The sequence below is a fragment of the Staphylococcus sp. FSL H8-0121 genome (assembly GCF_038008425.1).
Lineage (GTDB): Bacteria > Bacillota > Bacilli > Staphylococcales > Staphylococcaceae > Staphylococcus > Staphylococcus pasteuri.
Map to the genome: position 1 here is coordinate 36122 of NZ_JBBOZB010000004.1, position 13862 is coordinate 49983.

The following is a 13862-nucleotide window of genomic DNA, read 5'->3' on the forward strand; positions in this document are numbered from 1 at the left end:
AAACGTTGGTTTAAAGGCGTTTGATCATTCCATTTGACATAATAATGACATAAAAATATTAAAATAATTCTTTTGAGACGTTTTCCATGAGTTGACTAAACTTGTGGGAAGCGTCTTTTTTGTATGAGTTGGTAATCTTTGCGTAGATGTTCATTGTGGTATTTATATCTTTGTGGCGTAGTCTTTCTTGTATTTCCTTAATATGTACGCCTGCTTCAATCAGTAACGCACAATGTGTGTGACGGAATGAATGCGTGCTAATCTGTTTATTAGTTATATCAGTCTTTTTAAGTATGGCTTTTATCCATAATTGCAGCTTTTTAATTACAAGGGGATAACCATTCACATCAGTAAACACAAAATTATTATCTACATAAAGCTCATTTTTCCATGTGTCCTGGACGTTTACCTTATAATCTTTGAGTAATTGAATCACGTGGGGATCGACTGAGATTTTACCGATTGAGCTTTCAGTTTTCGGTGTAAGTATCTGATAATGCTTTTTATTATTATTCGGATTGTAATAAGTCTTAGTAATGCTAATCGTGTTGTTCTCAAAGTCTATATCAGACCATTTTAATGCTAATAATTCGCCTGCACGCATGCCAGTATATGCCAAAGTGGTAAATACTTCAAAGCTATTCTGTGGTGAATGGTGATTCTTAGCAACCTTTAAAAATTGTAGTAATTCATCTTTTTCAAGAAATTTTTGTTTGATTTCGTTTTCTTCTAATTCCTCAACTGTGACTTTCTTTTTAGGTCGTTTAATACCCTCACTAGGTAATGTTTTTATTAATTTCATATCATGTGCATACTTAAATATCATATTTGTAGAGGCAACAATACTATCAACATAATTCTTGCTATACTGTGCGCTCATATCGTCCACAAAGCGTTGATAATCATGTTTCTTGATAGTTTGTATTGGTTTAGTATTAAAACGCTCTATGGCGTGTTGTATAGCTTTCTCACGTGCTCTGACACTACTTACTTTTACATCATTAGCATACTGTTTAAGCCAATCATCAGCTACTTGTTTAAATGTGCTGGAAGAAGGAGGAATATATTCACCATTTCTTAATTGACGTTCTATCATCTCAGCTTGATGTTTAGCGTCTGATTTACGTTTAAAGCCAGTCTTAGAGATATATTCATATTTTCCCGTTTCTGAATTTTTCCCTAACGATATACGATAACGCCAGTTATTTTTAGATATTTGATCGTAACTTGCCATAGGAACACCTACTTAATATTCAGTAAAAATATTAGATTTAATAGCAAACTTACTATTTTTTATCGCTTCTTGTATTTCATATTTTTCACGTTCAGAAAATTCAGGGAAAGAAATTTGTTCATCAGCTTTATTCAAAAAATCAACCTTAAAATTTTCGGCTAGTAAATTATTTATTTTTTTAAATAATATTTTTTTTAAACCTGGAGTAAGATTATCAATCTTTTCTTTTAAATTGCTATGTTCATCTTCATTTTTTAGAACAAAAATGAACTCGTTTAAGAAACCATTATATTTCACTTCACTTAAAGATAATTCACAATCAAAATCATAATCTTTATTATTAAATTCTATATCAATTAAGAAATCAGCAGTTATATATAAAGAAATCATTGATTCTGACAAATCTTGAAGTACTTTAACGTTATTAAAAGTAGTTAAATTATCTATATTTTCAATAGTTAACTCGATATTCATAGGCACATATTCAAAGAAATCATTAACATTAATGTTTAAGTATCTACATAATTTATCAATAGCGTCATATCTTACCATTTCTGAATCATTTTGAATCATTGAGGTAAGTGAACTTCTAGCAATTTTTACATCTTTAGCGACACGTGATGTTTTTAAACCTCTTTCTGAAAGTAATTCCGATAATCTATTTCTAATCATTTTTTGCCCTCCTTTTCCATTACCTATATTATCATTAAATCAATCTAACGTGTATAAATTTATTGAAAATGTATGAGAAGTCAATCAAAAACTTATTGCAATATTTTTTAATTATGTATAATATAGTTATAAATTGATTGAGAAGTCAATCAAAAAAGAAGGGAGTTGAATGAAATGTCTATCTTAATTAATAATAAATCTTTTAAAAAGGCGATGTTTTTAAAAGGATATAATTTATCAGATTTATCTAAAGAACTAGGAATCGGAATATCTTATTTAAGTCAAATTATTAATGGTAAAAAGATCCCTAGTCCTAAACTAGCAAAAATCATTGCTAATACTTTAGATGTTGAAATTAAAGATTTATTTTACTTTGAAGAAAAGGAGGCTCAATAAATGTTCGATATTAATATTGATGAACAAGAAGCACGTGAATTATTAGAACAAGCAATAAATCAACGTGTAGATGAATTGGCCAGAGAAAAATTCTTCTTGACCTACAAAGAATTAGCTGAATACCTAAATTTAAGTAAACCAACGATTGAGGAGTTACTTATTAATAACGGTATGAAGTATTACATGGTCGGCTCTACATACAGATTCAAAAAGTCTGATGTAGATGAATTCATGGAACATCTTACTGCTCACATGGATATTCAGAATAACGATTTTAAACAGGTTAATATTAAAAAGTTATTGGAGGTAACACAATGAAAAACTATCTAACGTACACTGGTACGATTTCGTTTTTAACATTGGCAAGTGCTTTATTACTCGATGTTTTTGTAGCATCAGCAATTTTTATTTTAGCTATAGCATATGGAATTAAATTATTGGAGGTTGAATTAGGATGAAAATTAAACAAAAATATCAATTATCAAAAGTAGTTCAAGTATTAGAAAAAGTATTATATGAAAAAGATAAGGACATATTCTTATCAGCGAAAGATAGATTTCATTTTATTACAGATTATCGCTATAACGATACAGCGTTTTACGAACATATTTTGAAACTCGTTCATAAAGAGTTGTTTAACATTCTTGCTGAAGTAGATTTTGAAGATGAGGCGTTTTCTATTCTCGATGAAGTAACAATGACATTAAGTGACGTTATGAATGAAGATAAAGAAATCTATTACTATTCAGTTAAAGATAGTACAGGTGAACAAACACACACAACAGATCGTGAAGGTCATGTGATTGGTATTTTAGAATGGGCGTTGGATTACATTGTAGGAAATATTGAAGTGGAGGACATAGAATAATGAAACTATTTAAAAAGAAGTACGACCATAAAAAAGTAAATCGTGTGAAAGATATTGTGTTATATACGTCATATGCTTTCGAGGCTAAAACTTATGATGAAACTATTGAGTTATTAAAAAATAATAATAAACAAAAAGCTATTGAACTTATGTATGAACGATTAGTTGAAGCACAAAAACAAGAATATGAAATGAAGTTGCAAATAGAAAAAGCGTCACTCTCCACCGACCAAAGCGAAAGTAACGCATAGAAATTTAATAAATTAACAGAGCAGTTAATAAAATACTCTTTATATATTGTATCATTTTCTGCTCTGTTAATCACTAGAGGTGAATAAATTGAACAAAATAAAGCTAGAACACGATACCCAAGTATCAGTGGTTTGGTATAACAACCTAGATTCTCGTTCTTTTAAAAATTTCTCGCAACCTAAATGGAGTGAGTTAGTTAATAGATTATCAATACCACAAAACAATACTAATAAGTATGCTCGTGGTGTCGCTGTATACGGCGATATAAAAGATGGTACGGATGAATATGGAAAAGAATATAAAAAATACCGTAACAATGACAATGTGATTTATCGTGATGTTCTAGTATTGGACTACGATGACATACCCAAGTTGAGACCACTGCATGATGCAATTACAGACACTTTAAAAGGTGTTGCGTGGTTTTGGCATACTACGTTTAATCATCAAACAGAAAGCCCTAGAATACGCTTGTATATCGCTTTGAATGAGCGTGTCAATGCAGATGATTACCGTAAGTATACAAAAGTGTTGGTAAATAAAATAGGTCATCCAGTAGATGAGGGGAGTTTTCAACCTAGCAGAGCGATGGCGTTGCCCGTATATCAACAAGATAAATATCCATTCTTACATCAGTACAATGATGCACCTATTTTGAATGTTGAGACACTAGAAAAGTGGTCGGAAGAAATTGAAAGGCAAACAGATCAATCAATTACAACTAACTTTAACAAGCGCGATGATGCTTATTGGCGTGATATTAGTTTTTCTGTTGCAAAGGGCAATCGTAATAATTCTTTAGCTAGTTTGATAGGACATTTATTTAGCCGACATGTAAATGAATACATTGTATACTCATATGCTTTGCTATGGGGACAAAATGCATGTAAGCCTCCATTAAAAGAACGTGAAATAAATGCTACATTTCAGTCTATTTTAAAGAAACATCGTAATAAATAGAAAGGGGGAAGTATATGGAACTAACTAAAGATGATATTCTTCACGAAATTGAAGAAGTTAAGCAAGAAAAAGATGCTATTCAAGAAGTTATTCCTAAAGGTTATGAAATTGAACAACATCAAAATGGTGTGGCACTTTATCAAATTATTCCTAGTAAAAAAGATGGCGAACCAGATAAGAAAATATTTATCACTAATACAATTCCCCAAATTACTGAACGATTCGAAGATATTGAAAGCAATGAAGTGAGTTTTAATATGCTTTTTTATGATAATCATTTACCAGTGAATTTAGGTGTTAGTGCTGAAGAAATATCTGATAGTCGTCAATTACTGAAATTAGTTAATCGAAAATTAGATGTAACTTCAACCACTTCAACTAGGTTGATTGACTATATTAATAAGTCAAAACGATATAATCCACCAGTAAATGTTAATGTGGCCACTCGTTTGGGGCATGTGAAAGGATATTTTATTTATCCCTATCAAGAAGAAATGAAGAATAGCAACATAAAGTTATTTAATAATGATAAGGGATTTCAGAAATTGATAGATTCGTTTCAAAGTAAAGGCACACTTAATAGTTATTCAAAAAACGTATTTAACCAAATTAAGAACTTGCCTATGGTTATGGTTATGCTATATGCGTCACTAGGTTCAGTATTGTTGCGTGAATTTGGACTACAGCCTTTTATTGTAGAAATCTCGGGCAGTACCTCAACAGGTAAGACATTCACATTAAATTTGGTTTCTAGTGTATGGGGTACAAGTGAACTTATTACTACATGGGGTTCTACGAAGAACAGTATTGAAGCAATGGCATCATTCTTAAATTCATTTCCAATGTTTAAAGATGATACACGTAATACAAATCCCAAGTTTGTTGCTAATGCAACTTACAATTTCTCGAGTGGTGAAAGTAAATCAAGAAGTAATATCAATTTAACACTTAACGCTAAAAAAGAATGGCGAAATATAATGCTTTCTACTGGTGAGGCGTCTATTTCTAATATGGCAGACGAGAAAGCTGGTGTATCTGCTCGTGTAGTTACACTTCAAGATCAACCATATCCAGATAATTTTGATTTCACCACATTAGATAAAGCATTTAGAGAAAACTACGGTACGTTAGGCATAGCATTCATTAAGCAATATGAATCTAAACAAGAGACATACAAGAGTGCATTTGATAGTTATCAAAGGTACTTTAATCGAAAAGGTAGCAATGAAATCATGCAACGTTTAGGGCGTGCATTCGCATTACTACAGGTTACTGGCGAAATTCTAAATGATATTGAGGGATTTGAACATGATCATTTTAAAATTATTGAACAAGCCTATGACAGTATGATTAGAAATAATAAGACGATTGATAAACCTAAGCAATTTCTAGAGGAAATACTGCAATATTTAGATGCGAATAGAAATAATATTGCTGGTGATGGTTATAGTTCTGTCAAAAATGGTGATATAAAAGCAATATATAAACGTGATTATTTATGTATATTAGGTCAAACTGTACACGATAAATTAGGTCATGAAATGCAGAGTATTACAGGACAATGGGGCAAAAAGGGATATTTAATTAAAGGTGAAAAAGATCGCTTGCAAAAAAGGGTGAGTCACAAAAACATAAAGTATAGAGGATTTGCTATAAACAAAGAAATACTTGAAGAATTAGGTTTTGATTTCTCGAATTCTCATAACCCTTATTCAGATTATTAAGCAGTTCCCAGAGTTCCCGATAAGTTCCCGTGAAAGATATACAAACGGGAACCCTAAGACTACTTTAACCACAAGCAATTAAAATTAATAGTTCCCGAAGTTCCCAATAGATAATAATATTATTTATTATTTGAAAACGAACAAATGTTATTAGCTTTTTAACATATATGATAGAAAATTTTTAATGGGTACAACGGGAACTAAGTTTATTTAAAGTTTATATATCAATGGTTTGATTAGTTCCCGATAAGTATTTTTGAGTCGGGAACTCAACGGGGACTAGTTCCCATTAAAAAATATCGGAGGTTACACATGGATAAAGAAAAACTAAAAAAGTATATATATGATTATGTAAAAGAACATAAAGAAATTCCTATATATCAGTTAGAAGATTTATTTAAAGAAATAGATTATGACTTTAAAGGAAAAGCAAGCGTTACTTGTGACATAGATAAGAACGTTGTGTTTTGGAGTGGATGGAACGAGATGACAATGGGTGTACTGATTGAATTAGTTAAAGGTGAAAAACTAGATCTTGTGTATAGAACTAGTTATGTAATGCGTTATTTGTTAGATGGACGAGTGCCCAATTTACCACTAGCAATTAGTTATCCAGAATATGAGCAACAAACTGAAGTGCCATCATGGTTACCTATGTTATTAAGAGTAACCAATAAAGGAGTGGAATAATATGAACATAGAAATTATCGCAAATCAATTTGAAACCAGAGCAGGTACGTTATTAAGATATTACACAGGATTGTTAGAAAGTAGTAGAAAGACACCGTTTGGATTCAAAATATATAACGATCCGTTTGATATGGTGTATGTGGTCATGGAAGGTAATTTGTATGGTCACATCTACATTAAGAATTGTAATGTTAGAAAAGCGTTTGAATTAGCGTCTCCTAAGCACACTGAAGGGCTTATAAGAAGTATTGAGGGGAATTATGCCCGATATGATATTGAAGATGACAAACACATCTCTATAAGCGATATGATGGCTAATTTTATGTTTGATAATGATTATTTTATGTATGGATTAGAAACATTTGCAGAAAGCAATAATACTGATATGTTCGAGTACATGGAAAAAGATTTTGGCGTAGAAGAACTTGAGGGTATTCAGTCTAGTAATGCTGATGTGATAGGTAATATGGAAATGTTGTACCAGTTAGCAACAGGGATTAATGAACCAGCAACAGAATTAGTCGAGGGATTGAAGTTGGTAACCGAATTTGTGCAAGATGAGAATGCTACACAAGACGATTACAAGGCGTTAGAGCGTAAGTTAAGTGAATTGAAAGCATCATATTACAGTTTGAATAAGTAACTTGATAAGGGGTCACATGTGTTGTGTGGCTCCTATATATAGCTAATAAATGTTAATTGTTGTAGAAATACACTAGGGTATGAATCTTTCCAAATACGAACATTAGTTCTTTAGGTGATATACTACATTTTACTACATAAATGCTTTTAAGAGTTTATTTAACGGTAAAATAATGTGTGTTAAGAAAAGGTAACAATGGCATAAATAACGAACATTAGTTTGTGTTTTTCGTGTAAATTTAGTATAATTAAGGTATAAAGTAATTATGAAAGTGAGGTGGAAAAGATGCAAAAAGTAACAGAAAAAGAAAAGACGTACAACTTACCCGATGAACACCGCCAAGTACTCAATGTGATAAGAAATACGTCTAAGAAATATATTACTAAAACCAATATTTTAAATCAATTAGGGATACCAGTTAATCGTACTAATGAAAGATGGTTACGTTTAACTATCAATAGCTTAATACTTCAATACCATTATCCAATTGGTTACAACTACAGTAAGACACACAGAGGCTATTACATGATTGAGAATGAGCTTGATAGACGTAATGCTATCACTAGTATTCAACGTCAGATAGAGGGCAGCCAAGCACGTATTGATGCTATAGAAGAAATGGAAATCTAAAAGGGTGTAGTGATTTGGAATTAGTACAAAGATTTGCAGTTAAGAACCTAAAGACAAAATATAATGCTACATACCTAAAGCAAGCATTTGATGAATGGGAACAACGAATAGAAGATATGTACGCACTGCACTATCCGAGAATGTTTATTGATCCATACACTATGCAGTTATCCTATGAGTCGAATCACATAGAAGATTTAGCATTATCTATTATTGAAGAACGGGATAATCTACACAAATATAAGCGTCATTCAATGAATGATTTAAGGCAATTTCATAAACTATTATCTCAATATTCTGATGATGAACAACGACAAATTAAAAGGTATCAAAGAGATAGTATTTTGATTGATGATGAATTATTAAATCGAATTAGTGATGACATTTTGCAATTAGTGAATTCAACTAAAGATAACAAATGTCAATCCATGCAAGAAGAAATCAAAGTAGAAAAAGAAAAGCGTAAGATAGACGGTAAAGCTCGTAAGCAATGTATTAAAGAACGTTTAAAACAAGATAGGCAACAAAAACAAATGCAGTTAGTATAAGGAGAAGTGAAAATGAAAACAGAATCATATTTTGAAGAGTACAATCAGTTTGTAACTGATCAACGCAATGCAATTAGTGAATTAGAACAACAACGTAATGACTTACAAACTAAAATTAAAGCAGATAAAGAGGAATATAAACACTTGGTAGCGAATGGTGAAGATGATAAAGCAGATAAGTTATACCAAACAACTGATACAGAGGAAAATCAATTAAAGGCTATTAACAAACGTCTTACTACTAAACAAGAAGTATTTGATGAAACTAGAAAAGAAAAAGCTATTGAATTGATTAAACATCAATCTGAATTACCGAAGTTATATAATGATGAGAAACAAGAACTAATAGCTAAATTTGAACCAATCATTGAGCAATACAATGATATTATCGATGAAATTAATGATTTAAACGAACGATACAAAGAGGAGTTTGAACGTTATGCAATTCCTTATAGACGTGAGGATTTCGATGAAGATGCTCAAATAAGAAGTGATCTAAGACCTCATTTTAGAGAATATGCACCACAATATTATGTTTCTAAGAGTGAATTGCCTGTTATAGGTACTAATCAAAAAATGAAGTTTGTAAAGGAGCGACAACATGGATAGAAAAGATGAATTATATAAAAAGGTAATAGCTGGTTTAATTGCTGGTACTGATGAAGATGGAAATGTAATTATAACTGATGAAGATTGGGAAAATGTTGACCGTATTGGAGAAGAAATTAATGCTCAAGTCGAAAAAGAGAATAGAAAAGAGAAATTGAGAGACACTCAATCTATTCAAGAATATGCACGCTTGAATCGTGTAACTAATTCTGAAAGATCTAAGAATATTCATCAGCAAAATATTGATGGTATGAGCTTACGAGAAATAGCTCGAAAGAATAGAGTTGTTAACTAAACTAAACGCCTATCCTCACGGGTAGGCAATCTTTATATTAAGGAGTGAGTATATGGACAAATTAACACCTAAACAAGAGCGCTTTGTGAATGAGTATATTAGAACATTAAATGTTACGCAGAGCGCTATAACGGCTGGTTATTCGCCTAAAACGGCACATGTATCTGGGTGTCGCTTGTTAAAGAAGAAACATATTAATGATTATATCCAAGAGCAAAAGAAAAAAGTTATAGATGAAAGTGTATTAAGCGCTAATGAGCTATTGCATCTATTAACTAATTCAGCAGTTGGTGATGAGACTGAAACAAAGGAAGTTGTAGTTAAACGTGGTGAATATAAAGAGAATCCACAGAATGGTAAGGTTCAGTTAGTTTATAATGAATATGTTGAGCTAATAGAAGTACCTATTAAGCCTAGCGATCGCTTACGTGCTCGTGATATGTTGGGTAAATATCATAAATTATTTACAGATAAACAAGAAATTACAAATCGTAATTTTGAAATTAACATAGGCGAATGGGATGAAAATGTGGATTGAGAAGTGAAACAAGTAATCAACAATTATCCTAATAATCAAATATTTATTGATAACGTGTTAGAAAAATATTATTTAAACTATGGAGTTGAATCTTTTCAAAGATTTGACTCTTTATTGCTGCTTTAAAATAAACGTTAATGTATATTTATATTATTAAATATAACTGTGAATAGGTGATTATAGTGTACGAATTAGAGCCGATGCAAATACCAGAAATTAATATGTTTAATGAAGAACTAGATAAAGAATTACAAGAATTTTATTATGAAAAACAAATGAAGAACGACGAAAAAATAGCTAGGGATATAGAAAGAAATCAATATTTGAAAACAATTGCTGAAAATACTGATTTAATAGTTTCTCAGACATTAAATATAATTAAATATCTTCAAACAATAGACAGTTTATTAAGTAAGCAAAACATTACTTTGAGTGAAGTTAATATCAATCAATCTGAATTAAAAAATATTAATGCTGATATATATTCAGAACTGGTAAAAGTTAGAATAGGGACGGAAGAAGATAGATTAAATGCCACTAGGACATTAACTGAAAGAATAGGAGATGTGACAAGTATTGCTAGTGATCTATTTACTATAATTCAAATGTTAATTGGAAAGTTTTGAAGTGAAGTAGCTATTTACTGATAAAGTAGATATGAATGTGGCGACACCAGTTTTTATAGATAGTATCGGTCAAGACGATGAAAAGAATGAGCGAGATTTAAAAGAATTGGAAAAGCAATATCCAAATACTGATTTTCATATTGATGATATAGGAAGATTTGTGGAATAAAAAATTAGTACTAGGTACTAAAATATAGTATAATGATATTGTGTAGTTGCAACTAATGTCATTCCCCGATATTAGTTGCTTTTTCATATGTATTCTTTATATTTTGTAGATTTAAAGATATAATATATAAAACTACACGTAAAAGAGGTTGAGGGAAATGGAAAGTAAAAGAATTGTAAATTTTTATTTCTATAATGTTTTTGAAGTTGACGAACAATTAAATGAAAATAGTGCATCATTGAGTGAATTATTAGATGAACTTTATAATCAATATAATGATTCAGATATTAATAAATTAGAAAAAGATGAATTAAATAAAGATGGGGAATTAAAACATATAAAACGAATGGCTTATAAAGATGAAACTATAAGACTAATTCATATTTTTAAAAATGAAAATAATTATTACCAATTAACTTTTGAAAGATTAGATCATATTATACCTAACGTCAGTAAATTACTTGGGGAATCTAAACAACTTGATTTAGAGGAAGATGAGTACATTGGTCATCAAATTACAGTATTATATGATGATAGAAAACATACTTTTATGATTCAAAGAAATATAAATTCTTTGAGTCCTAATGCAGTTGAAAGTTTTGTTTATAAATTATATGAAGATAAATATGATAATGATAAACATATAGAGTTTTCGTTAATTAAAGACTCGAGAAAGCAACAAGAAGTTCATAACGCTGAAGAATATCGGGATATATTTGTAAGAGTCACTAAAGAGTCTTCTGAAGAACTATTTAAAAGGTTGATTTCTTCGAGAAATAGGGATATCAATATTGATTACTTTGAGTTTAAAATTAAAGCGAAAAAAGAAAATGACGAATATATTTCTAAAGAAATAGCAAAAGAGTTAATTGAGGAATATGAAAAAAGTGAAGATATCGAAAAATTATTAGTTAATGCTAAAATAAATGAAATGGATAGAGTGAGTTTAGTTGATGTATTAAGTCAAAAATTAAAAAGACAAATTGAATTTACTAAAAATGACAGATCAGAATTAAATACAGATGAAGTTTTTGCCAGAATGGCTGATTTATATAGAAATGATGTAGTGCATGTGTTACCTAATTGATAAGTTAGGAGTGAAAAGATAGTGTCATTTACAAAAATATCGAACTTGCTGCTTTTTATAATATGTATAGGAGTAATGATACTACTATCTTGTTTTGGACTAGCAGATATTTCAAAATTTAGTGGATCTTTAACAGCTTTAGATGCTTATATAAATTTTACAAGCATATCTATAGGTTTTTTAGCAACTGTTATAAGTATGTTAACTGTATTAATTAAACAAAAATATTTAGGAAGTGTTTTAAATAATAAAAAAGCAAAAGTAGATTTTATTATACTTGGTGTAATATCTATAATTACAGGTTTTCTTTCTGTAATTCTTGCTGTTTTACTGACATTTATAATTGCAAATAAAAATGTGGATACATTGTTATCTTTGATACTAAGTATCATCTTTGCTATTTCATCAATATTTTATTTATATAACTTATTTTTGTTTATATTAATAAATTTGCTTTCTATTTTTTCTATAAGTCAAGAGGAATGAAAATATTAAACTATACATTTTAATAGGACTTTTTCACGCTGAGAAACGTCCTGTGTTGCAGTGAGGAATGAGATTACGTAATTGTATGTATATTAATAGTAAATATGGAATCTCGAGTTATAACGCTTTTCCAGTTATAAGAAAAAATTATTTAGACCTTTGTATAAAAAGTTGTAAAATGTATGTATATTAAAAATTATAAACATGACATTTCCGTAAATTGAAGTATATATGGCTATTTTTGTATAGATATAGTAATTTTATAGATTAAATTAAAAAACCCACTTTTCGTGGGTTTAATTTCTGTAATGAGATTTTGTTTCTGACCATGTTATAATAGGAATAATTATAAAGTAAAAGCCGAGCATACCAATAGTAATCAACATTGGTAAATTTAAACATTTTAAAGCTGATGATAGTTCGTGATTAAATAGGAAAATATAGTTTGCCATGAAAATAATACCAATGATATTAAAAACAATTACGAAATACTTTTCGGCAATATCACCAATTGTGCCTAAAGTAAACGATGTATGCCTAGTAGTTACATTGATCACTGTTATTATAAATAGAAAAATAAAGAAATATATGAGAAATTCATATATAGGGTATAAAGAGATATTCAATAAATTCAACCATTTCCACGAGCCTATTTCTTTGAGTATAGGTAATTGAAAGTGGTTGCTTTTAACGATGTGAAAAAATAATAATAAAAATTTAAAAATAGCAATCAAAGACAAGAAGTGAAATATCTCTATGATTCTTGAAGAGTTTAATAAACTCCAAATATTATTTATGGTTGATTCTTTTTGTTTATCTTTGTATGCATAGTGGCTAGCAATTGTGTTTAAACTTCTATCAATATTTTTTAAATTATAGTTATCCATACTTTATTACCTCTTTTCATTTGTTTTTGAAAATAATAAGAAAAATAATACGTCAAAAATTATGAGAGATGTAAGTGTGTTATTCCAAATTTTCAAATGGGATTTTAAGATATCAAAATGACTCATAGGAGAAAATCCGTAAGTAAAAACACTAATTATTAATGCAAAAGAATAAATGAGTATTTTAAAACTTTTAGAACTAAGTAAAGAATTATTAGTAAGTTTTAAAATCAAGAATTGAATAGAATATATGAAAATAAAAGTTATAAAATACATAAGATATAAAAATCCATAATATACATCTTTAACTTCGCCTAAACCTTTATAAAAACCATCTAATAAGGATGTAATAAAAGCTAATGAGATACTGATTGAGTATATAAGTACCATAGTTTTTATTAATCTTTTGTTTTCTTGATTTAATTTATGACGTGTGTAATAAATATATGAAATGTTGGGAATGTGAAAAAAAAGCGCTAATAAAATAGGTATTAATATGAAAATATTGAAATATAGCATAGTTTTATCTCCTTTCAATTTTAAATTTA

Annotated in this window: 19 protein-coding genes and 2 pseudogenes; 18 read left to right on the top strand and 3 right to left on the bottom strand. The window is 29.5% G+C overall.

Annotated features, from left to right (window positions below; genetic code table 11):
- Nucleotides 1-58 precede the first annotated feature (58 nt).
- Entirely contained in the window at nucleotides 59-1234 is a 1176-nt protein-coding gene (locus LFT63_RS11490) for a tyrosine-type recombinase/integrase (RefSeq protein WP_340769274.1), read from the bottom strand.
- 12 nt (nucleotides 1235-1246) lie between these two features.
- The gene (locus tag LFT63_RS11495; protein ID WP_145519966.1) at nucleotides 1247-1906 is read right to left on the bottom strand and encodes a helix-turn-helix domain-containing protein; all 660 of its coding nucleotides are present in this window, start codon (nucleotides 1904-1906) and stop codon (nucleotides 1247-1249) included.
- A gap of 174 nt (nucleotides 1907-2080) precedes the next feature.
- On the opposite strand from LFT63_RS11495, the gene LFT63_RS11500 reads away from it, so the two are divergent.
- The 18 genes and pseudogenes from LFT63_RS11500 to LFT63_RS11585 all read left to right on the top strand — a co-directional run bounded on the left by LFT63_RS11500 (nucleotide 2081) and on the right by LFT63_RS11585 (nucleotide 12427).
- Nucleotides 2081-2302 carry a helix-turn-helix transcriptional regulator gene (locus tag LFT63_RS11500; RefSeq protein WP_145519964.1) on the top strand — a complete coding sequence of 74 codons (222 nt, stop codon included), beginning with the start codon at nucleotides 2081-2083 and terminating at the stop codon, nucleotides 2300-2302.
- Nucleotides 2303-2620, top strand: a complete 318-nt coding sequence (locus tag LFT63_RS11505) for a helix-turn-helix domain-containing protein (RefSeq protein WP_145519962.1) — start codon at nucleotides 2303-2305, stop codon at nucleotides 2618-2620. It begins immediately after the preceding gene.
- On the top strand, nucleotides 2617-2760 hold the full coding sequence (locus LFT63_RS11510) for a hypothetical protein (RefSeq protein WP_340769281.1): 144 nt from the start codon (nucleotides 2617-2619) through the stop codon (nucleotides 2758-2760). Before LFT63_RS11505 ends, LFT63_RS11510 begins: the two co-directional genes overlap by 4 nt.
- Nucleotides 2757-3170 carry a pathogenicity island protein gene (locus LFT63_RS11515; RefSeq protein WP_326014145.1) on the top strand — a complete coding sequence of 138 codons (414 nt, stop codon included), beginning with the start codon at nucleotides 2757-2759 and terminating at the stop codon, nucleotides 3168-3170. The genes LFT63_RS11510 and LFT63_RS11515 overlap by 4 nt, the downstream gene beginning before the upstream one ends.
- Nucleotides 3170-3421: a hypothetical protein gene (locus tag LFT63_RS11520; protein ID WP_340769286.1), complete on the top strand. Its 252-nt coding sequence runs from the start codon at nucleotides 3170-3172 to the stop codon at nucleotides 3419-3421. The genes LFT63_RS11515 and LFT63_RS11520 overlap by 1 nt, the downstream gene beginning before the upstream one ends.
- Before the next feature lie 88 nt (nucleotides 3422-3509).
- The gene (locus LFT63_RS11525; protein WP_340769288.1) at nucleotides 3510-4382 is read left to right on the top strand and encodes a primase alpha helix C-terminal domain-containing protein; all 873 of its coding nucleotides are present in this window, start codon (nucleotides 3510-3512) and stop codon (nucleotides 4380-4382) included.
- A gap of 14 nt (nucleotides 4383-4396) precedes the next feature.
- The gene (locus tag LFT63_RS11530; RefSeq protein WP_340769290.1) at nucleotides 4397-6106 is read left to right on the top strand and encodes a DUF927 domain-containing protein; all 1710 of its coding nucleotides are present in this window, start codon (nucleotides 4397-4399) and stop codon (nucleotides 6104-6106) included.
- Nucleotides 6107-6418: 312 nt separating this feature from the next.
- On the top strand, nucleotides 6419-6796 hold the full coding sequence (locus tag LFT63_RS11535) for a hypothetical protein (RefSeq protein WP_340769292.1): 378 nt from the start codon (nucleotides 6419-6421) through the stop codon (nucleotides 6794-6796).
- A 1-nt stretch (nucleotide 6797) separates the two neighbouring features.
- The gene (locus LFT63_RS11540; RefSeq protein ID WP_340769294.1) at nucleotides 6798-7439 is read left to right on the top strand and encodes a pathogenicity island protein; all 642 of its coding nucleotides are present in this window, start codon (nucleotides 6798-6800) and stop codon (nucleotides 7437-7439) included.
- Nucleotides 7440-7724: 285 nt separating this feature from the next.
- Nucleotides 7725-8069, top strand: a complete 345-nt coding sequence (locus LFT63_RS11545; RefSeq protein ID WP_311095316.1) for a pathogenicity island protein — start codon at nucleotides 7725-7727, stop codon at nucleotides 8067-8069.
- 14 nt (nucleotides 8070-8083) lie between these two features.
- On the top strand, nucleotides 8084-8617 hold the full coding sequence (locus LFT63_RS11550; protein ID WP_340769298.1) for a hypothetical protein: 534 nt from the start codon (nucleotides 8084-8086) through the stop codon (nucleotides 8615-8617).
- Between the two features lie 12 nt (nucleotides 8618-8629).
- On the top strand, nucleotides 8630-9226 hold the full coding sequence (locus LFT63_RS11555; RefSeq protein ID WP_340769300.1) for a pathogenicity island protein: 597 nt from the start codon (nucleotides 8630-8632) through the stop codon (nucleotides 9224-9226).
- A complete protein-coding gene (locus LFT63_RS11560) occupies nucleotides 9219-9521 on the top strand; it encodes a hypothetical protein (protein WP_002467101.1) in 303 nt (100 codons plus the stop codon). The genes LFT63_RS11555 and LFT63_RS11560 overlap by 8 nt, the downstream gene beginning before the upstream one ends.
- Before the next feature lie 52 nt (nucleotides 9522-9573).
- Nucleotides 9574-10056: pseudogene (locus LFT63_RS11565) on the top strand (terminase small subunit); the annotation flags it as partial.
- Nucleotides 10057-10259: 203 nt separating this feature from the next.
- On the top strand, nucleotides 10260-10685 hold the full coding sequence (locus tag LFT63_RS11570) for a hypothetical protein (RefSeq protein WP_237642856.1): 426 nt from the start codon (nucleotides 10260-10262) through the stop codon (nucleotides 10683-10685).
- Nucleotides 10686-10695: 10 nt separating this feature from the next.
- Nucleotides 10696-10854 (top strand): annotated as a pseudogene (locus LFT63_RS11575) (terminase small subunit); the annotation flags it as partial.
- A gap of 157 nt (nucleotides 10855-11011) precedes the next feature.
- Complete coding sequence (locus LFT63_RS11580) at nucleotides 11012-11941, top strand: DUF6731 family protein (RefSeq protein ID WP_340769303.1); 930 nt, start codon at nucleotides 11012-11014, stop codon at nucleotides 11939-11941.
- Nucleotides 11942-11962: 21 nt separating this feature from the next.
- Complete coding sequence (locus LFT63_RS11585) at nucleotides 11963-12427, top strand: hypothetical protein (protein WP_340769305.1); 465 nt, start codon at nucleotides 11963-11965, stop codon at nucleotides 12425-12427.
- A 296-nt stretch (nucleotides 12428-12723) separates the two neighbouring features.
- Here the strand turns inward: LFT63_RS11585 and LFT63_RS11590 are convergent, their stop codons facing one another.
- Entirely contained in the window at nucleotides 12724-13314 is a 591-nt protein-coding gene (locus LFT63_RS11590; RefSeq protein ID WP_340769306.1) for a hypothetical protein, read from the bottom strand.
- Between the last annotated feature and the right edge of the window lie 548 nt (nucleotides 13315-13862).